The organism is Bacillota bacterium (genome assembly GCA_023511455.1).
Classification (GTDB): domain Bacteria; phylum Armatimonadota; class HRBIN16; order HRBIN16; family HRBIN16; genus HRBIN16.
Map to the genome: position 1 here is coordinate 42,746 of JAIMBJ010000009.1, position 24,408 is coordinate 67,153.

Below are 24,408 nucleotides of genomic sequence, written 5' to 3' on the forward strand. Positions count from 1 at the left end.
ATATCGAAATCATACGGGATGATATCCCGCGCGGGCATATCCGCTTCGCGCTGTTCGACTTCGATGGAACGCTTTCCCTCATCCGCGAGGGATGGCAACAGGTCATGGTGCCGATGATGGTGGAGGTGCTTCTGCGCGAAACCAGCACGACCGAGACGCCGGAGGAGCTTACTCGCATCGTGCGCGAGTTCGTCGACCGACTGACGGGCAAGCAGACCATCTACCAGATGATTCAGTTGTGCGAGGAGATTGAAAAGCGCGGCGGCAAACCGCGCGACCCGCTGGAGTACAAATGGGAGTATTTGCATCGCCTGTGGGAGCGCATCAAGCACCGGGTGGAAGGCTTGAAGAACGGCACCATTCCCCCCGACGAGATGCTGGTTCCCGGATCGCGCGACCTTCTGGAGAACCTGAAGCGGCGTGGTGTGCGGATGTATCTCGCCAGCGGCACCGACGAGGTGTACGTGCTGGACGAAGCCGCGGCGTTGAAAATAGACCATTACTTTGAGGGCATCCACGGCGCCATCGATGATTACAAACGCTTCTCCAAGGCGATGGTCATCCAGCACATCATCGAGACACATTCCCTGTCGGGCAAGGAGTTTGCCGGTTTTGGAGACGGCTTCGTCGAGATTGAGAACACGAAGGCGGTGGGCGGTATCGCCGTCGGCGTGGCTTCCGACGAGGTTCGCAAAGAGGGAGTGAACGAGTGGAAGCGCAACCGCCTGATTGGCGCGGGCGCGGACATCATCGTACCCGAGTTCCGCGAGCAGGAGAAACTGGTCGCATACCTGTTTGGGGAGTGGGGCTCGGACTCAAGCTGAAACCTTTATCTCCACCACCGTCTCTCCAAGCGCTAAATGGGCTTCAAAGCACGGTCGCGGTTCGCCCCTCATCGTTCTTACTACACCAGGTACGTTCGCTTCCACTGGCTTGCTAGTCCAAGTCACCGGCAAGGGCAGATAGAGTGAAGCCTCCACCGCTGAACTGCCGCCAAAGTCATACACCACTCGGTTGGACGCAGCGGTCATGGTATAGCAAATGTGGCAACCGGTCACTGTGGTGTCTATCTGCGCGAATGCCCAATCTTCAGGGAAGGCAGGGCGGATGGACACCCTTTGGAAACCGGGCTCCAGCGGGCGGATGCCAAATAGCGTTTCGATGACGGCGATATTGAAACACGCGGAGGTGGTCGAGTAGCCGCTTCGTGGCGGTATGAAGTAGTTTTGCGCCTCGCCAGTGTCGGGGTCATAATGCTCCCACACTTCGTCGTCCTGTGCGATGCGGTGCGCCAGTTGCTGGATGGCGCGATATATCAGAGACGGCTTTTCCAGTTCACGCAGCCCGAGGCAGTAATGCGCAAAAGGTTCCTGCCAGCTGCGCGGAAACCACCAGGCGTTGGTCCACGCCCCGCGATAGGACGGGTAGGCATAGGGCGCGGGAAACCGATGGGCGAGGTGTGGTAGCAGGAAGTCTACGCTCGGTTGCATCTGCTCTGCCGACAGCACGCGGTAAGCCAGCGGTGCGAACACGTTATCCGTCATCAGGCACAGGTCTTCCTTGCCCGTGACGCGGTAGCGATACTTCCCCGTGGCGAAGTCGCGCAATGCGAAATAGAAGCCATCCGCGCTGCGAAACCGCTGTACCTGCTCCCGCAGACGTTCGGCTCGCTCGCGGAAGTATCTTGCCGATTCGCTGTCGCTGCGGGCATGAGCCAGGTGTTCCAGCTGCTGGAGCACAAACAGCAGGTTTGTGCCGTGATAGAAGCAGTACGCCTTACCCGGGTCGGTGTTAGCCGGCTCGCCGATGGAGGTGACGAAGTAGTACATGGCGGTATGGGTGATACCTGTATCCGCTTCGTCGAAGACCGAAAACAGCGTCTGCACGATGCGACGCAGGTGCTGGCTGTCGAGCGAGGTATCGGCGGTATACAGATACCCCAGCGCGACCTGCAACAGCCACCAGATATAGTAGTGATGATAGTCATCCGCGTGCGGGGCGGCGAGGTGGCGTTGCTCCACCCCGTCGGGCGTGAAAGCCGCTGACAGGATGGTGCGCGTCGTCTGCGAGAGAAACTCGTCATCGGGTTCGATGTACCGTGCCGCCCACACCAGCCAGCGGTTATCGCGCGGGTCCTGCGCCGCCGGGCACTGTTCGTCGATACCATAGCCGCAGACGCCCGGCGCCCAGCTTTCGGCGCGGTCGGCAGTGACCTTGTAGCGTTGCAGAAAACCGCTCAGACGCGAAAAGGTCGCGTCGATAGGACTATCGGGTGTGCGAATCGTGCAAAATGCCATCGGCGTTCTCCCCCTTGCAGTGCCACAACGGACGTGGTAGAATAGCGCACGCAAGGAGGTTCAGCGTATCACCGTGCCCTATCCGACCTTTGACCGTTCGCAGCTGAAGTTGCGCCCGCTCGCCGAGCGGGTGCATGATTTATCGCTCGATTCGTTCTACGCGCTGGATGACCCAGTTCCTGCCTACGACGCGCCCGGCTTTGACACGCTGGCACAGCGCGTGGCCTCTGCCCGCCGCCGCGGGAGACCGGTCATCCTGATGATGGGTGCGCATGTCATCCGCGCTGGGGTGAGTCGCTTCTTGATTGACCTGATGGAGCGAGGCATCCTGACGCACATCGCCATGAACGGGGCAGGACCCATCCACGACTTCGAACTCGCCCTTATCGGCAAGACCACCGAGAGCGTCGCCCACTACATTCGGCTGGGGCAGTTCGGCTTGTGGGAGGAGACAGGGCGAATCAACGAGGCTGCCAAAGACGCCTACCGCGAAGGCATCGGCTTCGGCGAGGCGATTGGGCGCATGATTGCCGACGGCGACTTCCCCCACAAGGACATTAGCGTGCTGGCGGCGGGTTATCGCCTGCGCGTACCTGTCACCGTCCACATCGGCATCGGCTACGACATCATCCACGAGCATCCCAACTGCGACGGCGCGGCGCTGGGGGCGGCGTCCTACACCGATTTTCTGGTCTTCGCGCACACGGTGTCGCAACTGGAGGGTGGGGTGATGATGGCGTTCGGGTCGGCGGTGATGGCGCCGGAAGTGTACCTCAAGGCGTTGTCGATGGCGCGCAATGTGGCGCATCAGGAGGGACGGGAGATCAGGCACTTTACCACAGCGGTATTTGACCTCATTCCGCTGGAAGGTGACATCCATCAGGAAGCACCCAAAACCGACCCGCGCTATTACTACCGCCCGTGGAAAACCATTCTGGTGCGCACTGTTGCGGACGGCGGCGAGAGCTTTTACTTCTGTGGCGACCATCGGGTCACGATACCCAACCTGTATCACCGCATCCTGCGCCATCTGGAGGATAACGCATGACCGAAGAGCGATTGCGGCAGATACTCAGTCGCTTCCCCGATCAGAAGGTGCTGATTGTGGGGGACTTCTTCCTCGACCATTACCTGATTATCGACCGCGCGCTCAGCGAGGTGTCGCTTGAAACGGGGCTGGAGGCGTATCAGGTCGTGGAGATACGCAACAGCCCGGGCGCGGGCGGTACCGTTGCCAATAACCTGCGTGCACTGGAAGTGCAGACCTACGCGCTGACCGTCATCGGGCAGGATGGTCTCGGTCACGACCTGCTGCACGAGCTGCGTGTGCGTGGCGTGAACGTGGACGGTGTGCTGCAACATCCCACCCGCTTCACCCCGACGTACACCAAACCGATGGTGCGCGAGCGAGATGGCACGGTGCACGAGATGAACCGACTGGACATCAAGAACCGCACACCCCTGCAGCCGGAGTGGGAAGAGCGTTTACTTTCGCTGCTGCGTGGTATGGTGCCGGAGATGGATGGCGTCATCGTGGCAGACCAGGTGGAAGAGCGTAACTGCGGGGTGGTGACCGACCGGGTGCGCGAAGAGGTGTGTCGTCTGGCGAGGCAGTATTCGCAGAAAGTCTTCTTCGCCGACTCGCGCGCACGCATCGGCGAGTACCACAGTCTCTTTATCAAGCCCAACCAGCGCGAGGCGATGCGCGTCTTCCGGCCTGATTGGGAAGGAACCTGCACCATCGAGCAGGCGCGTGAGGTCGGGGTGAAACTCTCGAAGCGCACCGGCAAGCCCGTGTTTCTCACAGTGGGCGAGCAGGGCGTACTGGTGATAGATGGAGAAAACGTCACTCACGTGCCCGCCGTACCGGTAAAGGGCGAAATAGACATCGTGGGGGCTGGTGACAGTACCTCCGCAGGCACGGTGAGCGCGTTGTGCAGCGGCGCCAATCTGGTGGAAGCGGCACAGGTCGGGCAGCTGGTGGCATCTATCACGGTGCAGCAGATTGGCACCACGGGCGTTGCCACGCGCGAACAGGTACTGCGGCGGCTGCATGAGGCAACGCAATGGGGGTGGGCTTAAAATCGCCCCAAATACACCATCATCAGGTTAATCACCGCCAGGGGGATACCTATCCCCCACCCCACGCGCAGCGTCCAGCGCCACGTCATGCGGGCAGTGATGCTGTCTATCACTATCACCACGAAATAACTGCCTAACGCCAGAGCCGCCCCCACCCACAGATTATTCGCCCAGAGCAGTGCCGTCATGCCCAGCAGCAGCACCAGCTCGTACCAGTGCGTCAGCTCGATAACCCCCAGATAGGGTCCCGAGAACTCGGTGAGGATTCCGCGTACAATCTCCTGATGCGCGTGATGGGACGAGGAGATATCGAACGGCGACTTGTTCATCTTCATCGCCAGCACCAGTATCTGGGTCACCGCAAACAGCGGCAGTGTCAACAGCAACGGCTGTTCCATCTTGAAGATGTCGCGCACCATGAAACTGCCTGTCGCCAGATACACCCCCACCACAAATAGCGCAAGGAGGGGCTCGTAGCTCAGCAGTAAAAGCAGCTCGCGGTATGCCCCCAGCTGACTGTACGGTGAACGCACGCTGAACGCACCAAGTATCAACGACACACTGCCCAGCGCCAGCACAAACAGCAGCACCAGTAGGTCCTGCCCCAGCACCAGCATCACCACGCTGAGCACCACCGAGGTGAGATACAGGTAAACGCTCACCAGCTGCATCTTCGTGGAAACCAGCGCGTCCTTAGAAAAAAGCTTGATGAGGTCATAGAATGGCTGCACGACAGGAGGTCCGACCCGACCCTGCATGCGTGCGCTCAGCTTGCGGTCTATTCCCATCAACAAGCCCCCCACCAGCGGGGCGACAACCAGCGTTCCCAGAATAACCAGCGGTGTATACCAGTCGATCAAAGCACAGCCACCCCAAACATCGCGAGAATGAGTGCCACAGAAACCGCGTTGATCCAGCGGCTATGGCGGGACTCGCCGAAGAAGTACTCGAAGTAGTGTCCCCCCACCACCACTTCCTCCATCTCGTCACCTGCGGAGCGGAAGCGTACATCCGGAACCTCCTCCACGTGTTCACCACATAGGTATGGCGGTGCCACCTCGCTGCGGCGTACGCGAATGAACAGCAGGGGCAGCATCACCGCCAGCACCAGCACTGCAAAGAGAAGCAGTACCGGAAACCATCCCGCTTCGGTCGCCACCGGCAAATCGGAGGAGAACCCCGCGCTGCCGTAGTAACGCGCCACCGCAGGAACCACCAGCCGATTCAACACCTCAGCCACCAGCAGGCTGAACACCATCGCGCCCACCGTCAGCAAAAGAAGCGTGCCCCCGTACAACGGATGCAATCGCTCGACCCGCAGCGGCGGATTGCCAGGTGAAACGCTTAACAGCTTGCCCACCCACTTCGTCCAGAACATCACCGTGAAGGTGCTGCCGATGACGAACATCACCGTTGCCACCGGTAACTTCACGGACGACTCGATAGCCGCCCATTTGGCTATCAGCACCCCAAAGGGAGGCAACAGCATCGAGGCAATGCCGATAACCGTCACCAATGTGGTCAGCGGCATCTTGGCGAAAAGCCCTTCCATCTGCTCGATGTCACGGCTTCCGATGCCGCTCTCGATGACGCCAGCAGCCATGAATAGCAAAGCCTTCGAGATGGCATGGAAGATAATCAGCATGACCGCCGCCGACAGCGCCATCGAGGTATTCAACCCGGCGCAGGCGATAATCAAGCCGAGATTCGAGACGGTGGAATACGCCAGCACACGCTTGGCGTTCTGCTGACTGATAGCCAGCATCGCCGCTGCCACGAAGGTGAAACCGCCAATCAGTGCCACCAGATAACCCGGATAGGTATCCCGAAAGGCGGGAGCAAAGCGCACCACCAGGTACACTCCTGCCTTGACCATCGTGCTGGAGTGCAGCAGTGCAGAGACCGGCGTGGGTGCCACCATTGCCCCTAAAAGCCACCCATGGAACGGCATCTGTGCTGACTTAGTAAACCCCGAGAGGCACAGGAAGGCAATAGGAAGTACCACCCCCGCCGAACCGACGTGCCCCTCCACGATTTCGCGCATGGACAGCGTGTGTACCTGATGGTAAATCAACACCATTGCCAGCAACAGGCTGGCTCCGCCGATCAGGTTCATCCACAACGCCCGATACGCGCTCTCCCATGCCTGTTCGGTATCGTCATGGGCAATGAGCAAGAAACAGCACAGCGTGGTGACCTCCCAGAAGAAGAAAAGCCAGTAAAGACTGTTCGCCAGCAACAGACCGTTCATCGCGCCCAGAAACACCAGCAAAAGCAGGAAAAAGCGTGGCTGTCTGCTCTTTGCCAGATGCAGGTGCTCCTCGTGCTCCGCCATATAAGGAATACTGTAAATGACTACCGCCGAACCGATGATACCGACAATCAATAACATCGTAATGGTGAGCCAGTCGGTGGCGAATAGCGGACGCACATCTGCAGATGCCTTCAGCCCCAGTTCCAGATAAGCCAGCAACACCGCTTGCAGGAGCACAAGCCCCATGATGAGCAGGTTCTTCCGCTTCCACCCATACAGGAAAAACACAACCAGCAGCAAGACATCAGCCAGAGTCACGATAACGTGCCAGATATGGGAACCCGGGCTGTACTCCAGCGTGCCGAGTGCAAAAGCCAGCAACGTGAGGGTAATCAAAAGAAGAGAGGTGAGCAGAATAAGCGCATTTCGCACAGGATGCGAGGAAGTGATGTAACACAGCACGCCTGCAAACACAGGCAGGAGAATCAGGCTACCTGTCAACCAGCCCGCTAATTCCATTCAAAACTCCCGGCACTTATAAGACAACGGCTCGTATTCCCTACCCATTATATCACAACATCGGCGCATGTTCCCAGAAAAAGACACACCTGCCCACTCCGCAGCGCATTTGACTTCCGCACAATATTGGGATATTATTACCGTTGGATTCTGATGGTTTCCTAAAGACCACCCTGGTTCAGGAGTAGCGTTTGATATGCCGGAAATCCGTTCTATCCTTGCAACAGACTGCGGGAGTACCACGACAAAAGCGATACTGATCGAGAAAAAACCGGAGGGCTATCGCCTGATTGCCCGAGGTGAAGCCCCCACCACCGTCGAAGCCCCCTTCGATGACGTCACGGTTGGTGTGCTGAACGCGGTGCGCGAGCTGGAGGAGCTCACGGGAAGAACCTTCATCCGCGATGGCAGAATACTCACGCCCCAAATAGACGAGTGCACCGGTGTGGATGCTTACCTGTCCACCTCCAGCGCGGGTGGCGGTCTACAGATGACCGTTGCCGGCGTGGTAAAGGTCATGTCGGCGGAAAGCGCGCAACGTGCCGCGCTGGGTGCGGGCGCGATTATCATGGATGTGATTGCCGTCGATGACGGGCGCAAGGACTACGAAAAAGTACAGCGTATCCGGCAGCTGCGCCCCGACATGATTCTGATGTCCGGTGGAACCGATGGAGGCACGGTGACCCATCTGGTTGAGCTGGCGGAGATGCTGGTGGCGGCAGACCCGCGCCCGCGGCTGGGCGGCATGCGTTTACCTGTTATCTTCGCAGGCAACAAAGACGCTCGCGACCCGGTGAAACAGCTGCTGGACGGCAAGGTAGACCTGCGCATCGTGGATAACCTGCGCCCCACTCTGGAACGCGAGAATCTGGGGCCTGCCCGCGAAGCCATCCACGAGCTGTTCCTCGAACACGTGATGCAACAGGCGCCCGGTTACAGCAAACTGCTCAGCTGGACGAGTGCGGACATCATGTCCACTCCCAACGCCGTGGGCAAAATCATGCAGACCATCGCAGAAATGCGCGGTATCAACATCCTTGGGGTGGACATCGGCGGCGCGACCACCGACGTCTTCTCGGTGTTCAACGGCATCTACAACCGCACGGTGAGCGCAAACCTCGGCATGAGCTACTCTATCTGCAATGTGCTGGTGGAAACGGGCGTGCCAAACATCCGTCGGTGGCTTCCCTTCGAGATGGACGAGCGCGACCTGCGTAACCGCCTGCGCAACAAGATGATTCGTCCCACCACCATCCCGCAAACGCTGGAAGACCTGTATGTGGAGCAGGCTGTGGCACGGGAAGCCTTGCGTCTCGCCTTCGAACACCATAAATCGCTGGCTCGCGGACTGAAAGGTATTCAGCAGCAGCGTACCATCGGCGAGGCGCTGAGCCAGGAAGACACAGGCAAGACGCTGGTCAACATGATGGAACTGAACATGCTGGTGGGCAGTGGCGGTGTGCTGAGCCATGCTCCGCGGCGGGCGCAGGCTGCTCTCATGATGATGGACGCTTACCAGCCCGAAGGGGTCACCATGCTCACGGTGGACTCCATCTTCATGATGCCGCAGCTGGGCGTGTTGTCCCAAATCCACCCCGAAGCGGCGACGGAGGTCTTCGAGCGCGACTGTCTGGTGATTCTGGGCACGTGTATCGCCCCCGCAGGGACCACCAAAGACGGCGACGAGGTATGCACTCTCCGCATCGGAGGCGAAACCCATCAACTGCGTTTCGGCGAGCTGCGCGTCTTCCCGCTGAACGAGGGCGAGAAGATAGAGGTGGAGATACGCCCGACCCGCGCTTTCGACGTCGGAGCAGGTAGAGGCAAACCGTTAACCGTTACCGCAGAAGGCGGTGTGGTGGGCTTGATTGTGGATTGCCGTGGGCGACCACTTGCCCTCCCCGCGCGCGACCACGAGCGCATCGCCAAACTGCAGACATGGCTGAAGGCGATGGGGCTACCAACGGTGTAATCCTGGCGGTCACGATGTGATGTGAACCCTCATTCCCGCGCCCCTCTCCCGCCGTGTGGGAGAGGGGCGACAGGCTCAGGCAACCGCACTCACAGGCATCGCCTCTTCGCACTCCATGGTGCTGGCAGAGACGCGCGTGTTGAAGTGACCATCCTGCAGGCGTATAACGACCACCGCCTCGTTGGGGAAATCCCACAGGATGACAGCCTCGTCCTCTTCACGCTGCAGCCACTGCACCTCGCTCAGGCGCGTCATCAGGTAATAGCGATGCGCGTTCTCATCCCAGACCGGTATCAGCACGGCGGAACCCACCGCCTGACTGTACAGGTCGTAAATGCCTTCGTAATCGTGGCGCTGGGCGTAATCCAGCAGGGCTTCCTGTTGCTTCACCAGCCCGTGATGTACCAGTTCGTTTTCGCGGAGCTCCAGCAACGGCTCGATATCTCGCCGAATCATCCCTGACACCTCCGTCTGGTTGTTCCGTACCCCTTGCGTCGCTTAACAAACCTTTAACACTTCTGTAACATCTGCTTAACTTGCCTGAAGTAGGATAAAGGCAGCGAACCTGATAAGGAGGACATGTCATGAAACGCAACGCCTTTACCCTGATCGAGCTGCTGGTGGTCATCGCGATTATCGCGATACTGGCAGCCATCCTGTTCCCTGTCTTCTCACAGGCGCGCGCGAAGGCACGCGCGGCGAGCTGCCTCAGCAACACCCGCCAGCTGGGTACCGCCATGCGCATGTACGCGCAGGACTACGACGGCTACTTCGTGTTCAACTGGTGGGAGTGGCACATCCCCCTGCAGCCCTACATCAAGAGCTGGGACATTTTCGTCTGCCCGCAGTCCGCAGCGCCCAAACCGCAGATGATTGAGTTTACCGCCGACGACAACTGCTACACCTGGGGCGACGACCCTCCGTACGTGAAGCTGGTTGGCACCTTCCCCGGCAATGTGCCGGCCAACGTGCGCACCGCGCGAGGATGCTCGAAGCCCGCGCCCATCATCTACGGCAACTACTCGAAGAACGAAGAGCTGATTGCCAACTACGGCTACTACCGCACCAGCTACAGCGGCTATGAGCACAACGAGGCGCAATGGGAGACCACCGCCGACCTGATTATCATCGCCGAGTCGCGCAGCGGGTCTGAAGATGTGCCACCCGACACCAACCCGTATAGCCCGAACAATGCCTCCTATATCGAGCCAGGCGGCACCACGTGGAACGAGGTGTTCGACCACCTGTCGGGGCGACACAACGGCGGCATCAACTGCACCTTCGCCGACGGACACGCCAAGTGGTACCGCTATGAGTGGTTCAAGACCTATGAAGGACGCTTTGCCATCAGCCCGCCGATGGCACGGCTATGGCGCGATGGACAGTTAACCGACGACCAGCGATGGCCATAAGCAGGAGAATACCCGATGAGCTTGCCCTCACCGAAAATACTGGTTTTGACGGTGACCCTCCTGACTGCGACAGTGCTGAGCAGCTGCGCGGACAAGCCGGGTCCTCCCCCTGGCGCGCCGCCAGCCACGATTAACCAGCAGGACACCCAGCAAACGCCGCCTACCTACGGTCAAACACGGGAAGAGCAGAAAGAAGGGCAGTAGGCTCGCGTGTGGGTGGACTGTGTTGTTCGCCCTGCTGCTGTGTGCCGCGACGCACACGGGCAGGGCTTTTGTGCTTCTAACCGTCAGGATACGGTCTGCTGGTGGGCATTAGAGGCAACCCAGTGGCGCAGTGGGGCAGCACTGGCAACCCGTATCGCTATGCGGGGGCATGGGGCTAGCGATGATAGGGCAGACACAAGGTCTGCCCCTACGTTTCTCGTGCTGAAGACACGCTGAGCGCCGCCATTGAGTGCGGTGGTAACTCCACGGTGAACGTCCTGCCCACCTTCCCCAAAGACACGCGAACTACCCGCACCGCATTGGGATTGCTCTCGTTGGTGGCGTCTACGCGCTCGCCGCTCAGCACCCAGAGCATTGCTCCACGCGGCGCGAATCCCTCTACTCGAACCTCCACTTTCAAAGGCAGGCGCAGGTGCTTGTTCATTAGCATCGCGTACACCGTACCGCGCCCCCGTCGGCTGGCGATAGCGGACAGGTAAGGCACGGCAGGGAAAGCACGCGGCAACATCTCCTGTATCTGCACTCCCCGATACCACGCCTTCCCTGTAACCGCTCCCCCTCCCTCCAGCCGACGCGCCAGCACTTCTACCTCGCGGGTGTCGGCAAGCGTGCGATAGTCTACCTCCACCAGCGTCCAGTCGTGCGTGCCGGTGACTTCGGGGGTAATCGCGGCGGAGCGAGTTGCCAGCCAGCCGCGTGCGTCGCCAATCTGGAAACACGCGCCGCGACTCGACGTCAGCCACTCCGTTTTCACCCAGCCCCGCAGGCGGTACAGCGTGTTGGGTTTGGCAGGCAACACGAGCCGCGCGTGATAGTAGTTGATGTCCTCGTCGCCTGTGAACTCCACCGCCAGCACCCCGCCTTCCAGTCGCTGCACCACACCCTGCACTGGGGTGATGCGCCAGTCGCCGGCTGACTCCAGCGGCTTGCCGACCGGTCCCCCACGATGCCCCCTGCCTTGGGCCGGCATAACCCCGTATCCGCCATCCACTTCAAATCGGGGACTGTCCACCTCTACCCGTATCAGTTCGTCCCCGAAATGGTGGTGGTACAGCTCGAACGGATAGTATTGCGGACGCTTTACCAGCCGCTCGCCCAGATGCGTGTAGCCTTTCACCATTCCCCAGTACTCGTTGCTGAACTGCCAGAAGTTCGCCATCAGGATACGGTTTTTCGGGTTCAGGAACACCCGCAGCATCTCGGCGTTCAGCACCGCGTTGCCCAGAGTGTGCCGATACGGCACGGGCTTCTCCTGAACGAAATGCCCGTTGAACTCGGTGACGGCGATGGGCACGTTGTCTCTGCCGGTGGTCTCGCGTAGCAGGCGGCGCAGGTCGTCGTAATACGCCTGAATCTGGTCGGGGCTGGCGAACGCGAGAGCGAAGAGCTCCTCCGCATCGGGTATCCCATCTTCGCGCGAGTACAGGGGGATGTAGCTGTGGTGGATGACGAAATCCACCTCCCTGCCGATAATCTGCAACACGGGACGCGCCCACTCGTCCAGTCGCGGGAAGCCCGTAGCCACCACCGCCCCAAGCCTGATACGCTCATCCACTGCCTTCATCGCCCTGCGGTACTGCAGATAGTTCTGCGCGTACCCGGTGGGCGACATCTTTCGCTCCCGGTGGTCTCCGTGTTCGGTCTCGTTGCCGTACTCGAACCACCGCACATCCCACGAGCCCGGATGCCCATCCTTTGCCCGCAGTTGCGCCCATGGTTTCCCCGGTCTGGCAGGGGCATTGAGATACTCTACCAAATCGGCGGCATCCTGCGCCGTGCCGTAGTAGTCGGCAAGGGTGATGAGCGGTACCGCCCCCATCGCCTGACAGCAAAGCAGAAATTCTGGCAAGCCGAACTGTTGTTCTGGGCGGCTCTCCAGAGGTCCTACCGTTTTCTTCCAGTCAAACAGATGCACGCCGCAGCCGCCCGGATAGCGCGCCACGCTCAAGCCGATGTTCTTCGCCAGCGCGACCATCTCAGGTACAGGACGCCTGCGCTCCGGGTTCCAGATACCTGCCCCTCTATCGTGATAGACCGGCTCCGCCCAGGGCCATGCTCCCTTCTGGTAACCCAGCATATTGTTGCCGAACACCCACCGGTTCACTTTCCCGGCGGGTCTTTCTGCGTACAATGTCACTCGTGCTTGCAGTGCGGGCATCTCAACGCCTCCAGCAAGTCTCTTCTGCTGCATTCATCATAAACTCGCCCGCGCGTTGGCGTCAAGCAACGGAGCAGGAAACCGGCCAGCAAACAGCGTATCCACATCCCACACGGGAGGGACGGTGAAAGATGTGCTTCGCCTATCTCATCGTTTGGGGAGGTCTCGTGCTGATGACACAGACGTTGGCTGACGAGCAGTCCGTCGAGTTACACCGAACACGCTACACCGGGGTAGACGCTGGTCTTACCTTCTCAGAGGTAGAACATCCTCAGGAAGATTGGCAGCCCTGTGCGCCAACCATTGAGGAGCAAGCGTCGGGGTTTATCCCCTTCACACGCCCCGAAACCTACGACATCCGACCGTGGAGCCGACCGCGTGAGAATGAGCGTGTCCGCGAGCTCACCTGCTTCCTGGCAAAGGGAGAAACAACCGGCGTGTGGTTTGCCATATATGCGCTGGAGCCACTGCAGCGGGTGCAGGTGGAAGTGGCTGGTTCTCAAAACGGCATCACAGTCAGCCCGTACTATGCGCATTTCTGGGCGCAACGCTACGACTGGAAAAGCGGGCGATACTACATTATTCCGGAACTGTTGCTTCAGATGGAGGGCGGACGCGCGCAGTTCCCTGCAGCCGGAGGCATTCTCGAGTGGCGCGACCTGAACGTGCCCCAGGCCGAAACCTGCCTGTTCTGGCTACGGGTAACCGCATCGCAAGACGTTAGCGACGGGCAATACACGGTCGACGTGGTAATCCGTTCCGCACAGAAGCAGCCTCTCCACCTTCCGTTACGGATAACGGTGTACCCCTTCCGCCTGCAGAAACCACCCGACAAACGCTGGCTGATGTATAGCGATAGTTATCTGCTGGGACAGATGTCCGATGAGCAGCTGCTCGCCGTCTTAAAGCACATGCAGGAGTACGGCATCGATGGATTGACCGAGCTGCCTATTGGTGAGATAGACATCTCGGCGCTCGCGCAGGGAGTCGTTCGTTACAATCCCGAGCCCTTGTTGCGGTGGCATCGGCTGCTCCAACAGGCGGGTCTGCGCGGACCGCACACCATCGGCACCTTCATCGAAGAACAGGTTGTCGCGCAGCTGGGCATCCAGGCAGACCTGAACCGCGAGTGGCCCCAGCCTTTACGGGAAGCCATGCAGAACATCGCGCGAACGGTGGTGAAGACGCTCGAGCCACATGGCATGGACTGGCTGTTTTATGCATGGGACGAGCCGACGGCAGATAACGTCCGCGCCATCGAGCAGTATCGGAACTGGCGTGAAGGTGGCGCACGCACTTACGTCACCGTTGCCCGAGATGCATACCTTGCTGCAGCGCGATGGTTGACCCACCCTTGCTTCGCGACCGACGTCATTAACCTTCCCAACGGCGCAGAGTGGGCACGCAGACAGTGCCGAAGAGGCCAGCAACAGTTCTACTGGTACGGCAGCGGGTGCTACCTGTTCCAGGAAGGACGGATGCTGCCGAACCGGTACTTAGCAGGCTGGCTATTCTGGAAGACCAAAGCGGATGGGCAGGTGTCCTGGACGTTTTTACGTCCCCATCTTGACCCCTTCAACGACTTCGACGGCTTTCAGGTCAACAGCGTCGAACCAAAGGACCAGTGCACGCTTTATCCCCTATTCACGCGCCCGAATGACCCCGCCAGTATCGCAGGCATTATCCCGACAATACAGTGGGAAGCGCTTCGAGAAGGGGTGCAAGACTATTGCTACCTGTATACCCTTCGCAACACAATTGCCTACGCGCGCCGCATGGTTCGTGGCAAGAAGAGCGCGTGGGCGCAACGGGTGCGGCAAGCAGCCTCAGAAGGCGAGCAGACGCTTTCTAGGGTGGAGCAGATGATTCCCTGGCCACACACACCGAGAGGGCTTGGCTTGGGAGAAGTGAACTGCACGAATGCTGACCTGCAGAAGGCGCGGCTCGAGTTGGGCGATGCCATCGCGCGGGTAGCACGGGCATTGCAAGGTCAATAGTCTGAGGCGCCATTCAGTTAAGGGGCGGAGGAATCCGCCCCTGTCACCACAGGCTTCATCACCTACTGCCTAGGTTGTGGTCTTATCTCCCCCCGTTCTATCAGGTGCACCAGCGGGTTGTCGGTGATGGTGAGCGGCAGGTCCACCCGCCCACGTCGTCGCACCGACTCGTAGCAGGCGAAGATAATCTCGGTGGCGTTGAGCGCGTTGCGGGCGCACAACTCGGACTCGCGCCCTTCGCGCAGGGCAGCAACGATGTCCGCAATCGCACGCTCGATGAAGCCCGGACCGTGCATATCCTCGTTACCGCAATCGACAGTCTCCCATTCGCCCCTTCCGAAGCGGCGGTAGCGCAACGCTGGCGCGCCCGGCTCCATGCTGCCCAGTTCAATAACTCCTTCGCTGCCGATAATGCGGTGATGTGCGCCCACAAAGCCAGCACCAATGCCCGTGGATGCCATGCCCCAAACGCCGTTGCGGTACTTCCACTGGGCAAACGCCTGATTCTCGTTGTGCGTGCCAAAGATAAGGTTCTCCGTGCGGTAGTCTATCTGGGCGATGACCCACTCCGCCAGAGTCTCGTTATTGAAGTAGTTGCACATGTCGAAGTTATGTGTGCCATAGTCATACAGGTTACCCGCCCCGAACTCCACACTGACCAGCCGCCCGACCACGCCTTCGTCCAGGAGCTGTTTCGCCATGCGGAAGGGTTTGCCAAAGCGCCGCTGGTGGTTGAAGGTCAGCCGCACGCCACGCCGTTCGCACTCCTGCGCCATCAGCCGTGCCGCGCCCCACGTGTAGTCCATCGGCTTCTCGCAGTGGATGGCTTTCACTCCCGCTACCGCGCAGTCGATCACCAGCTCGGCGTGCGTCATGGGCCAGGTACAGATGCTCACGATGTCCAGCTGTTCTTTCTCCAGCATCTCCCTGTGGCTGGTGTAGACTCTGGTGATACCGTAGGCGGCAGCAAAAGCACGCGCGTTCTCTTCCACGATGTCCGCACACGCCACCAGTTCGCAATCGGAAATCAGTTGGTAGGCGTCTGCATGGGCATACGCCATTGCGAACCCCAAGGGACCGGCACGCTCCGGTTTACGCCCCGTGCCAATGAATCCAACCCGAAACTTCGACACGTCTGTCCTCCTGATGATGTGGTGTGACGCATCGATGTTAGATGCGAACGCAGGGGTTTCCTACAATAATCGGCGTGGTGCAGGAGAGTACATTCCTATCGATACGGCCGCCCGCATGGACAATCGACTTCTGTCGCCTCGTCGTCCGGCATGCCACAAAACATTGATGGAAGTTCCTTGGGACAGGACAGGTCGCTGATGAGGTCCCAGGGTGGGCGAATGATAAGATAAGTACCATCCGAAAGCCGAAAACACCGGAGGCCGACTTTCTTCGTGCGTACTGCGCCGTCAGTACGCACTAGCAACACGTCCCCCTCGAAGGAGTTTTTGGCATACAGCCGCCCCCCGCATGGCGTGCCGTGTAGCACGCAGTAGAATACACCGTGATGGGGGTCGTGTCGGCGCAATATCTCGATATTCTTAGCCGAGTTGATGTCATCACTCAAGAGGTAAAAATAGCTCACGGGCGCAGACAACCGCTTCGTTGCATGTGGGGATGCCCCGGCGAAATGGTCGAGGGGACACGTGAACACCTGTTTGTTGCGCACGTAGGGGAATATCTGCACGATGCTTGCAGGATAGGTATCTTCGTGGTCCTCGCGATACATGCTCCAGGCGAGATGAAGCTGATGTAGATTGTTGATGCACGAAACGGTAAGCGAGCGTTTCCGCACTGCGGTCAGTGCTGGTAGTAGCAGAGCAACCAGCACAACGATGATTGCCAGCACGACAAGCAGTTCCAACAGTGTAAATGCTTTCTTTGTAATCATTGGCGCAACCTCTGTGCCAGCATGTCAGAAAGAGCAACAAGCTGCCACGTCACCCATAAAGCGCTTAGCAGGGACACGATGTCATCCAGAGCCATCACCAAAATACTCCAATCCGCGACAAAGTTCACTCCGCGCCCCACAACGACACCGATTCCAGTAACAACGAAATTAAAGCCACGCCGCCTCTTTGTTCGTATTCGGGCATCTTGGGTGGACGTATGTATCCAGTAGGCAACCAAGCCGATCACAGCTCCCACGACAGCTGCTTTATTCCAAATATGGGGAGGGGGAACAAAGACGAAACTCACTGGCATCCCCACCAAGGCGCGTGGCTGGTTAAAGAGCTCCGAAGCCACCCAATCACGGAACAACTGGAACAGCCGGAACACCACATATCCGGCGTACTGGCCGACCATACCGGCAACCAGCGCGCACAGACCGCCTTCCAAGATACGCGATGGCTCCCTTGCCGTGAGCATTTTGCCACTCCCCTCCTTCGAACCTACGGACATTGCTCCGGTGTTACCGGCGTACAATAGATTTGGGACCGGCTACGTGGACATGGAGGTTCAGGCGTCGCTTCCTGCTCGTAACAGCAGTCCCATGGTTGCCATTGTCCGCAAGTAACAAGAAAGTAGTTGTCCATCACCCACCAGCATTTGTTGCGTTTCCTGAGATAGTCTGCCCTACTGCCCCACCAGCCGTCGCAGTCACTATTGACTACGCGCTGTCACCAAGTATCATCCGTTCGATAATCAGAACCGCCCGGTGGGCAAGTGATAATTATGTACGTCGGCATGATGAGGCTCATCGCCCACCTAAATGGGTCGTTTACCACAGACATGCTGGCTGTGCCGCTACATCCCTCGCTAAATGTGTAGTTCCGGTAGATCGCCGTCCCTGCCAGAAGAGGAATCCCCCCGCAACTACCATAAGGAGAAGTATCGCTCTTGTCAGCACCAGGCGAAGCATGATCATGCACCTCCTTGGTTTTGTTTTCCGTATTATTAATCTCCCGTGAAGCCAAAATAGTTTCAATAGTTTCACAAGTATGCAAATCCTTGCGCAAACTTGCAATAGTTCTGTAGTAGCGTGTCTTGACTGTATTCTCGTTGCAAGAGAGAAGTTTGCCTATTTCGGCAAACGTGTAACCCTCAAGCACCTTCATCACGATAATTGTTCTCTGCTCATGGGACAGATGCTGTAACAAGTCTGCTATCTCCACCTCGAGGATGCCGCTAGGCCCCGTTGCAGGCAACGGAACCTGCTCCACGTACCGCTGCAAGAACGAACGCGCCCGCATATCAGCATAGTAGTCAGATAGAGCCGCCTTTAGAAGACGCGAGAGCAGGTGAATCTGCAGCGGGGTATCATCCCAAGGTGCTACCCCGCGCACTTGAAAATAGGAAATCGCAACTTCCTGGCATAAATCCTCAATATCGTCATACTTTACGCCCGACCTGCGCAAGATAGCCTGCACACGCTGTCGCCATAAGGTTTCCGAGACTTGCATTTGGTTCGCCTCCCTCAATAATGGGGCAAGTGACCATCGTCCACCGTCTGCTGAGAGAAGTGACCGGTTCAATCCCCCACGAAGAACTCCCACGGCTAGTCCAGGAAGAAGGTTACTCTTGCATTATAAAGGTTCACTACCGAACGCATTGTTTCCTTTCCATTTCACAAAATACAACCGAACAATCCTCGCATACGGTATGCCCCTGTCCTCGAATCTTGTATGGTAAAATGAAATCTAGAAGAAGCTCATGAGATGGACTGCCGCTATCATAGGGGCGCTGAATGTGGTGCTCGCGGTTGCCGTCGCCGGGCTTTGGTGGAGGCAGCTGCATCAGCCTGTGGAGCCATCCGCGAGCGACGGCGTTCCCTACGATGTCCAGCAGATGCTCGACCAGTTTCGCACTTACAAAATGTATCATGGCAACCCCGCACGCAAATGGATTGCCCTCACCTTTGATGACGGACCCCATCCTTATCACACGCCTGTTCTTCTGAAGACCCTGCGCCAGCTCCATGTACGCGCCACCTTTTTCGTGGTTGGCAGGAACGTGGACCGTTACCCCGAGCTGGTACGCCAGATGGTGGAAGACGGGCATGGGGTGGAAAACCACACGTACAACCACCTGCGCCTGAGCCAGATGCCTCTGGGGATTGTCCATGAAGAGATAGAGGCGGGCGCAGCAGCGATATGGCGCGCCACAAGACGCGTCCCGCGCTTCGTGCGTCCACCGGGCGGCATGACCAACCATGCCGTGCGGCAGGTTGCCCAGTTCGGTGGCTACGTCACGGTCATGTGGACAGACGACCCTGCCGATTATGAACGCCCTCCGGTAGAAACGCTCAGACAGCGGCTGTTCGCGCACGCAAGACCGGGCAGTATCATCCTGCTGCACGAGAAAGTCCCGCAGACGGTGCAGGTGCTTCCCGAGTTTGTCGCGGAAATGCGTCGGCGAGGCTACCAGTGCGTGACCGTCGAGGAGATGTGGAAGGATATGCAACGGTCGGTGCTGCAGATGGCTTCTTATGAGCGCGGCGGTTTGCCGTCGCCTCTTTTGGGGGGTTCCTGAGCATACAGTTCCGACAGCTCGGCAAACAGATTGCGTTCCACTTCCGACCGCTCCTTTTCATCGTACTCCTCGATACGCTTCTCCAGCAGTCGCGCCAGCCTTACCACTCGCCACACCAGCATCACGATGACCAGTCCACCCAGCACCCAGATCAGCACGCGCAATACGTCCATTGCGGGTCACCTCCCACGCGCTTCCAGTCCCTTCGCCCATGCGCTGTGCGCATGGCACAATGCAACCGCCAGTGCGTCAGCAGCATCGTCGGGCTTGGGCGTCGCGGAGAGTCCCAACAGTCTGGTCACCATATACTGAATCTGCTTTTTCTCCGCGCCCCCGTAGCCCACCACCGCCGTCTTCACCTGCAACGGAGTGTACTCTACCCACTCGATGCCTCGCTGCGCCGCCGCCAGTAGAATCACCCCAATCGTGCGCCCCACACTCAGCGCAGTGGTCTCGTTGCGGTTGAAGAACAGCCGTTCCGTCACCACCACATCCGGTTGATACTCATCCAGCAGACGGCAGACCTCTTCGTAGATGCGTTGCAGTCTGCGCGGCGCGGCGAGATTTGCAGGCGTAGTGATACAACCGAAGGTCATCACGGTAACCTTTTGCCCTTCCTGCTGCAAGACGCCGTAGCCCGTAATCGCGGTACCCGGGTCGAAACCCACTATGACCATCCTTTTGATCCCCTTCACCGTGCCTGCAGCCGTTCTGCCTGTGCTGCCAGCTTTACCAGCTTCTTGCCGTCCCCCACTACCAGAACATGTAATCGGTCAAGATGCACGTACTTTCGCGCCGCGTGAAGCACGTCCTGAGCCGTAACCGCCTCTACTCGCTGGATGTAGGTGTCGTAGGTATCGCGCGGCAGACCGTGTATCTCCAGTAACATCTGCGCGACCACCGCATCGTGTGCTGTTGGGAAGCGGAAGACGAAGGAGTTGACCAGGCTCTCCTTCGCCTGCTGCAGCTCTTCCTGGCCGGGCGGTTCTTCGGTCAAGCGGCGCGCCTGCTCCTTCATCAGCCGGATTACCTCTTCTGCCGACTCGCTTTTGGTCTGGCACCCCATCACGAATAGCCCCACCGGGTTGGCTGGTGCGAAGCTGCTCCACACCGCGTAAGCCAGCCCTCGCCGGTCACGTATCTCCTGGGTGAGACGCGAGGTGAAGGAGCCGCCCAGAATGTAGTTCAGCACATCCAGCGCGGCGCGCTCCGCTACACCGCGAGGCACTCCCAGATGCCCCACGCGCACGTGCGCCTGCTCCGCCTGCTTCGCGATGAAGCCTGTGACGGCGTTCCGTTCTTTGGGTAACGGCACGACGGGCAATCGGGGTTGGGAACCGTTCCAGTTGCCCAACAACCGGCGTATCTCCTGCAGGACTGCATCACGCTGGACATCGCCCGTGACGGCAATCCATAGGTTGCGGGGCGTTACCAGCCTTCGGTGCCATTCCAGCAGGTCACGGCGGGTAATCTTTTGCACCGTCTGCACAGAAGGTAACCTTCCCAGCGGATGGTTCACCCCGTACACCAGTCCGGCGAACTCCCTGCTGGCGATGCCCGCGATATCGTCGTTACGCCGTCGGATTTCCTCTACCGTACGCGCCTTCGCCAGGTTCACCTGCTCCTTGCGAAACGCCGGGGTTCGCACCAGCTCCGCCAGCAGGCTCAATCCTTTGCGCCAGTCCCGTGCCAGTGTGGAAAGGGAGATGCTCATCGTATCTCCCTCATCGGCAACGTCCAGTATCGCCGCCATATCCTCAATCGCCGTGTGGAACGCCTCTGGCGAACGGGCAACTGTTCCGCCGTTGCGCCATGCCCGTGCGAAGACGATGCTCAGCCCTGCCTTCTCTGCGGGCTCGTACAGCCGCCCCGCTCGCAGGCGCACCTCCACATCTACCAGCGGCAGGTCATGGTCTTCCAGCACATACAGCACAATGCCGTTGGGCAGGACGATGCGCTCCGCTTTCGGCAGGGAGTACTGCAGCGGAGGATACTCGATGCCCGCTGGAGGTAGCGCGCAGGCAATCGCTGACAGACATAACATCCACACCGTAAACGCCACGTTTCTCATCGGCCTGCCTCCGGTGCGGGTTGCAGCACCGCAATGGTGCAGTTATCTTTCTGCAGGTACTGGCGCGCCACACGCATCACGTCCTGAGCGGTCACTTTGCGCACACGCTCCGCAAAGCGAAACAGCTCGCGCCAGTCACCAAGCACTGCATCCGCCCATAGCAGCTGCGTCGCCATGCCCTCATTGGAACGCAGTTGTCGAATGAGGTCTGCCTCCGCCCATGTGCGCATCCGGTTCAGCTCAGCCTGGCTGACCGGCTGGGTGCGCAATCGTTCTATCTCACGCCAGATAGCTTGCTCCAGCTCCTGCACGGTGTGCGGATGACGGGGTACAGCGTCGATGACGAAAAGGTTCGGGTAGCGGTCGCCCGGAGCGGAGTAGGCAGCCACGCTCAGCGCGATTTTCTGCTTCTCTACCAGCTCGCGGTACAGGCGCGAGGTGCGCCCCCGCGTCAGAATGCCCTGTATCACCTCGAACACCACATCGTCATCGTGGGGTGCGCTGGGCTTGTGGAAGCCCATCAGCATCTGTGGGTTCGCAGGCATCTTCACCACCACGCGCCGAACGCCTCGCTGAGGGGGTTCTTCCGGAATGCGCCTTTCCGGCAGGGGTTGCGCGGGAATGCTCCCGAAGTATTTCTCCAACAGCGCAATGACCCGCTCCGGCTCTACGTCTCCCACCACTGCCAGCCACGTGTTGTTTGGTGCGTAGAAGGCGCGGAAAAAGCGGTCGATATCTGCCGTGCGCAGGCGCGAAACGTCCGACTCCCAGCCAATCACGGGGTTGCGGTAAGGATGCACCAGAAAAGCGGTTGCCAGAAAAGCCTCCCACAGCGCACCTTCGGGGCTATCGTCCACGCTCTGACGACGCTCTTCCAGCACCACGTCGCGCTCCTGATAGAACTGCCTCCAGACGGGGTTACTCATCTGGTCCGCCTGCATCCGTGCCGCCAGCTCCAGACGATTTGCTGGCACGCTGACGGTGTACACGGTTACATCATTGGATGTCCATGCATTCGTGCCGGGGCTGCCCGCCCGCTCGAAGATTCGGTCGTACTCCTGCGGGATGAGCCACTGGCTCACCTGTTCCAGCAGATCCTGTTCGCGCTGGCGCAGTTGGGCGATGCGCTGTTTATCTGCGCGTTCGCCTTTGGCGCGTTCCGCTTCCAGCTCGTCGTGCAAGCGTTCTATCTCGTCCCAAATGGGTTTCTCCTTCTCGTAGTCGCGCGTGCCGATGGTGGTCGTGCCCTTGAAAAGCATGTGTTCCAGCAGGTGCGTCACGCCAGTGCGTCCGCTTTCCTCGTCCACGCCTCCCACACGGTGCAGGATATAGAACGCACAGGTGGGAGACTGTTTGCGGGGCAGGATCAGCACGCGAAGCCCGTTCGACAGCCGATGCTCCACCACGCGCTCGGCGAAGCTGGTCTGGGCGTGAGCGATGCTGGCGAACAAAAAAAGCAGCATGGCTATGGCATGAACGAGACCCCTTCTCAGCATACCTCTCCTCCTGACAGCTCCTGTCGCAGTTGCCAGATTACCTGCGTGCTTTTCATCTCTCTATCCAGATGATACCTCAGATGCAGATGCACCGCGCGTTCCAGCTCACCCGCTGCCGCTTCGCCCGGGAAGTGTGCCTCGCCGCCAGCGTTCACCACGCGCCAGGTGAGCCACGCCAGTCTCGACAGCATCACTACGGGGTTCTCAGCGCGGGCACAAGAAGCGCATAAGACGCCGCCGGACCCGGGTTGAAAGCCAATCTTCTCACCGTCTACCGGCTTCGCGCAACGGGTGCAGGTTTCCAGTACGGGAGCGTATCCCTGCTGGAGCAGGACGGCGTTCTCCAGAAGACACAGAGTCCACATGGGATGGTCGCTGGTCTCCAGTGCGTCCAGAGTGTTCGACAACAGTTCAAACAGCTCCTCATCGGGCACGTTCTCTTCCAGCAAACAGTCCACCAGCTCGCAGGCGTAAATGGCAGCAGTGGCGTTGACCAGCAAGCGATGCAACCGCGCTCGCGCCCGTTCGACAGATGCCTGGGTAACTATCCAGAAAGTCTTGCCCTGAGCAAGGTGGAACCGCGCTCGCACACAGGTTTCGGTGGCTCCCGCCAGTTTACTGGTGGGTTTACGTGCCCCTTTGGCGATGGCAGAGAGCTTGCCCATTTCGCGAGTGAAGAGGGTAAGCACCTTGTCCGCCTCACCCAGCGGGCGTCTGCGCAGAACGATTGCCTGCACGTTGACGGGAGGCAACTATGTCCCCTCCTCGAGTTGCTGCAGCAGAGTCACCCCGCTGCTGGTGCCGATGCGGTCTGCACCCGCCTGAAGCAGTTCCAGCGCCAGACTCAGGGTGCGGATCCCTCCTGCCGCCTTTACTTTCAGCGGAGGAGGAGCCGCAGAACGCAACAGGCTCACATCATCGATGGTGGCTCCACCCTCACCGAAGCCAGTAGATGTCTTTACAAAGTCGGCACCGCCCTCCGCCACCGCGCGGGTTGCCTGTATCTTCTCTTCCTGCGTCAGGTAACAGCACTCGATAATCACCTTGAGCACAGCGGCAGGGGTCGCCGAATGGCACAGGGCGACTATCTGCTCGATCTCATGGCGCACGGTGCGCCAGTCGCCCGATTTCAAAGCGGGAAGGGCAATCACCATATCCAGCTCCGTAGCCCCCGCCGCCAGAGCCTGCTCCGCCTCATAGAGTTTGACTGCGGACATGTTCGCTCCCAACGGGAAACCCACCACAGTGCCCACAGCAACGTCGCTTCCCTGCAGGTGGCGCACGGCGATTTTCAACCAGCATGGCTGGATGCACACGCTGGCGAAGTGGTATTGCAACGCTTCCTCGCACAACCGCTCGATATCGGCGCAGGTGCTGGTCGGGCGAAGCAGGGTGTGGTCGATGCGTTTGGCGAGTTCCGCACGGGTCATATCAGTTACT

Annotated in this window: 22 protein-coding genes and 1 pseudogene; 8 read left to right on the plus strand and 15 right to left on the minus strand. The window is 59.4% G+C overall.

The window, feature by feature from the left end; all coding sequences use genetic code 11:
- Positions 1-2: 2 nt before the first annotated feature.
- On the plus strand, positions 3-824 hold the full coding sequence (locus K6U75_07400) for an HAD family hydrolase (protein ID MCL6474860.1): 822 nt from the start codon (positions 3-5) through the stop codon (positions 822-824).
- Here the strand turns inward: K6U75_07400 and K6U75_07405 are convergent.
- A complete protein-coding gene (locus K6U75_07405; protein MCL6474861.1) occupies positions 816-2,297 on the minus strand; it encodes a hypothetical protein in 1,482 nt (493 codons plus the stop codon). The genes K6U75_07400 and K6U75_07405 overlap by 9 nt on opposite strands.
- Before the next feature lie 73 nt (positions 2,298-2,370).
- On the opposite strand from K6U75_07405, the gene K6U75_07410 reads away from it, so the two are divergent.
- A complete protein-coding gene (locus K6U75_07410; protein ID MCL6474862.1) occupies positions 2,371-3,345 on the plus strand; it encodes a hypothetical protein in 975 nt (324 codons plus the stop codon).
- Positions 3,342-4,379, plus strand: coding sequence for a carbohydrate kinase (locus tag K6U75_07415; protein MCL6474863.1), 1,038 nt, complete (start codon positions 3,342-3,344; stop codon positions 4,377-4,379). The genes K6U75_07410 and K6U75_07415 overlap by 4 nt, the downstream gene beginning before the upstream one ends.
- On the opposite strand, the gene K6U75_07420 is transcribed toward K6U75_07415, so the two are convergent.
- Positions 4,376-5,167, minus strand: coding sequence for an NADH-quinone oxidoreductase subunit H (locus K6U75_07420; GenBank protein MCL6474864.1), 792 nt, complete (start codon positions 5,165-5,167; stop codon positions 4,376-4,378). The genes K6U75_07415 and K6U75_07420 overlap by 4 nt on opposite strands.
- 68 nt (positions 5,168-5,235) lie before the next feature.
- A complete protein-coding gene (locus tag K6U75_07425) occupies positions 5,236-7,152 on the minus strand; it encodes an NADH-quinone oxidoreductase subunit L (protein MCL6474865.1) in 1,917 nt (638 codons plus the stop codon).
- 196 nt (positions 7,153-7,348) lie between these two features.
- Here K6U75_07425 and K6U75_07430 point away from each other — a divergent pair, with 196 nt between their 5' ends.
- Positions 7,349-9,124 (plus strand): glutamate mutase L, encoded by a 1,776-nt coding sequence (locus K6U75_07430; GenBank protein MCL6474866.1) that lies wholly within the window; start codon positions 7,349-7,351, stop codon positions 9,122-9,124.
- 75 nt (positions 9,125-9,199) lie between these two features.
- On the opposite strand, the gene K6U75_07435 is transcribed toward K6U75_07430, so the two are convergent.
- A complete protein-coding gene (locus K6U75_07435) occupies positions 9,200-9,580 on the minus strand; it encodes a hypothetical protein (GenBank protein MCL6474867.1) in 381 nt (126 codons plus the stop codon).
- A 128-nt stretch (positions 9,581-9,708) separates the two neighbouring features.
- On the opposite strand from K6U75_07435, the gene K6U75_07440 reads away from it, so the two are divergent.
- Positions 9,709-10,536, plus strand: coding sequence for a DUF1559 domain-containing protein (locus K6U75_07440; GenBank protein MCL6474868.1), 828 nt, complete (start codon positions 9,709-9,711; stop codon positions 10,534-10,536).
- Between the two features lie 15 nt (positions 10,537-10,551).
- Positions 10,552-10,740: a hypothetical protein gene (locus K6U75_07445; GenBank protein ID MCL6474869.1), complete on the plus strand. Its 189-nt coding sequence runs from the start codon at positions 10,552-10,554 to the stop codon at positions 10,738-10,740.
- A gap of 208 nt (positions 10,741-10,948) precedes the next feature.
- On the opposite strand, the gene K6U75_07450 is transcribed toward K6U75_07445, so the two are convergent.
- A complete protein-coding gene (locus K6U75_07450) occupies positions 10,949-12,919 on the minus strand; it encodes a hypothetical protein (GenBank protein MCL6474870.1) in 1,971 nt (656 codons plus the stop codon).
- A 173-nt stretch (positions 12,920-13,092) separates the two neighbouring features.
- Here K6U75_07450 and K6U75_07455 point away from each other — a divergent pair, with 173 nt between their 5' ends.
- Positions 13,093-14,916 carry a DUF4091 domain-containing protein gene (locus K6U75_07455; protein ID MCL6474871.1) on the plus strand — a complete coding sequence of 608 codons (1,824 nt, stop codon included), beginning with the start codon at positions 13,093-13,095 and terminating at the stop codon, positions 14,914-14,916.
- 62 nt (positions 14,917-14,978) lie between these two features.
- On the opposite strand, the pseudogene K6U75_07460 reads toward K6U75_07455, so the two are convergent.
- From K6U75_07460 to K6U75_07475, 4 genes and pseudogenes are all read right to left on the minus strand, one after another.
- Positions 14,979-15,986: pseudogene (locus K6U75_07460) on the minus strand (Gfo/Idh/MocA family oxidoreductase).
- A 158-nt stretch (positions 15,987-16,144) separates the two neighbouring features.
- The gene (locus K6U75_07465; GenBank protein ID MCL6474872.1) at positions 16,145-16,819 is read right to left on the minus strand and encodes a prepilin-type N-terminal cleavage/methylation domain-containing protein; all 675 of its coding nucleotides are present in this window, start codon (positions 16,817-16,819) and stop codon (positions 16,145-16,147) included.
- Positions 16,816-17,298, minus strand: a complete 483-nt coding sequence (locus K6U75_07470) for a hypothetical protein (GenBank protein ID MCL6474873.1) — start codon at positions 17,296-17,298, stop codon at positions 16,816-16,818. Before K6U75_07470 ends, K6U75_07465 begins: the two co-directional genes overlap by 4 nt.
- A 251-nt stretch (positions 17,299-17,549) precedes the next feature.
- The gene (locus K6U75_07475; protein ID MCL6474874.1) at positions 17,550-18,332 is read right to left on the minus strand and encodes a sigma-70 family RNA polymerase sigma factor; all 783 of its coding nucleotides are present in this window, start codon (positions 18,330-18,332) and stop codon (positions 17,550-17,552) included.
- 250 nt (positions 18,333-18,582) lie between these two features.
- On the opposite strand from K6U75_07475, the gene K6U75_07480 reads away from it, so the two are divergent.
- On the plus strand, positions 18,583-19,401 hold the full coding sequence (locus tag K6U75_07480; protein ID MCL6474875.1) for a polysaccharide deacetylase family protein: 819 nt from the start codon (positions 18,583-18,585) through the stop codon (positions 19,399-19,401).
- Here the strand turns inward: K6U75_07480 and K6U75_07485 are convergent.
- Genes K6U75_07485 through deoC form a run of 6 tightly spaced genes read right to left on the minus strand, consistent with a single transcriptional unit; the run spans position 19,356 to position 24,398 of the window.
- On the minus strand, positions 19,356-19,574 hold the full coding sequence (locus K6U75_07485) for a hypothetical protein (protein ID MCL6474876.1): 219 nt from the start codon (positions 19,572-19,574) through the stop codon (positions 19,356-19,358). The two genes, K6U75_07480 and K6U75_07485, sit on opposite strands and share 46 nt — an antisense overlap.
- 6 nt (positions 19,575-19,580) lie before the next feature.
- Positions 19,581-20,078, minus strand: coding sequence for a crossover junction endodeoxyribonuclease RuvC (gene ruvC / locus K6U75_07490; GenBank protein MCL6474877.1), 498 nt, complete (start codon positions 20,076-20,078; stop codon positions 19,581-19,583).
- A 14-nt stretch (positions 20,079-20,092) separates the two neighbouring features.
- On the minus strand, positions 20,093-21,472 hold the full coding sequence (locus tag K6U75_07495; GenBank protein ID MCL6474878.1) for an insulinase family protein: 1,380 nt from the start codon (positions 21,470-21,472) through the stop codon (positions 20,093-20,095).
- Entirely contained in the window at positions 21,469-22,968 is a 1,500-nt protein-coding gene (locus tag K6U75_07500; protein MCL6474879.1) for an insulinase family protein, read from the minus strand. Before K6U75_07500 ends, K6U75_07495 begins: the two co-directional genes overlap by 4 nt.
- Positions 22,962-23,720, minus strand: coding sequence for a DNA repair protein RecO (gene recO / locus K6U75_07505; GenBank protein ID MCL6474880.1), 759 nt, complete (start codon positions 23,718-23,720; stop codon positions 22,962-22,964). Before recO ends, K6U75_07500 begins: the two co-directional genes overlap by 7 nt.
- On the minus strand, positions 23,721-24,398 hold the full coding sequence (deoC, locus tag K6U75_07510; protein ID MCL6474881.1) for a deoxyribose-phosphate aldolase: 678 nt from the start codon (positions 24,396-24,398) through the stop codon (positions 23,721-23,723).
- Between the last annotated feature and the right edge of the window lie 10 nt (positions 24,399-24,408).

Bases quoted from the DNA above. Each gene is read 5' to 3' on its own strand.
- K6U75_07405 (MCL6474861.1), bottom strand. From the start codon at position 2,297: ATGGCATTTTGCACGATTCGCACACCCGATAGTCCTATCGACGCGACC.
- K6U75_07415 (MCL6474863.1), top strand. From the start codon at position 3,342: ATGACCGAAGAGCGATTGCGGCAGATACTCAGTCGCTTCCCCGATCAG.
- K6U75_07420 (MCL6474864.1), bottom strand. From the start codon at position 5,167: ATGGGAATAGACCGCAAGCTGAGCGCACGCATGCAGGGTCGGGTCGGA.
- K6U75_07425 (MCL6474865.1), bottom strand. From the start codon at position 7,152: ATGGAATTAGCGGGCTGGTTGACAGGTAGCCTGATTCTCCTGCCTGTG.
- K6U75_07430 (MCL6474866.1), top strand. From the start codon at position 7,349: ATGCCGGAAATCCGTTCTATCCTTGCAACAGACTGCGGGAGTACCACG.
- K6U75_07435 (MCL6474867.1), bottom strand. From the start codon at position 9,580: ATGATTCGGCGAGATATCGAGCCGTTGCTGGAGCTCCGCGAAAACGAA.
- K6U75_07440 (MCL6474868.1), top strand. From the start codon at position 9,709: ATGAAACGCAACGCCTTTACCCTGATCGAGCTGCTGGTGGTCATCGCG.
- K6U75_07445 (MCL6474869.1), top strand. From the start codon at position 10,552: ATGAGCTTGCCCTCACCGAAAATACTGGTTTTGACGGTGACCCTCCTG.
- K6U75_07450 (MCL6474870.1), bottom strand. From the start codon at position 12,919: ATGCCCGCACTGCAAGCACGAGTGACATTGTACGCAGAAAGACCCGCC.
- K6U75_07455 (MCL6474871.1), top strand. From the start codon at position 13,093: ATGACACAGACGTTGGCTGACGAGCAGTCCGTCGAGTTACACCGAACA.
- K6U75_07465 (MCL6474872.1), bottom strand. From the start codon at position 16,819: ATGATTACAAAGAAAGCATTTACACTGTTGGAACTGCTTGTCGTGCTG.
- K6U75_07470 (MCL6474873.1), bottom strand. From the start codon at position 17,298: ATGCTCACGGCAAGGGAGCCATCGCGTATCTTGGAAGGCGGTCTGTGC.
- K6U75_07475 (MCL6474874.1), bottom strand. From the start codon at position 18,332: ATGCAAGTCTCGGAAACCTTATGGCGACAGCGTGTGCAGGCTATCTTG.
- K6U75_07480 (MCL6474875.1), top strand. From the start codon at position 18,583: ATGAGATGGACTGCCGCTATCATAGGGGCGCTGAATGTGGTGCTCGCG.
- K6U75_07485 (MCL6474876.1), bottom strand. From the start codon at position 19,574: ATGGACGTATTGCGCGTGCTGATCTGGGTGCTGGGTGGACTGGTCATC.
- ruvC (MCL6474877.1), bottom strand. From the start codon at position 20,078: ATGGTCATAGTGGGTTTCGACCCGGGTACCGCGATTACGGGCTACGGC.
- K6U75_07495 (MCL6474878.1), bottom strand. From the start codon at position 21,472: ATGAGAAACGTGGCGTTTACGGTGTGGATGTTATGTCTGTCAGCGATT.
- K6U75_07500 (MCL6474879.1), bottom strand. From the start codon at position 22,968: ATGCTGAGAAGGGGTCTCGTTCATGCCATAGCCATGCTGCTTTTTTTG.
- deoC (MCL6474881.1), bottom strand. From the start codon at position 24,398: ATGACCCGTGCGGAACTCGCCAAACGCATCGACCACACCCTGCTTCGC.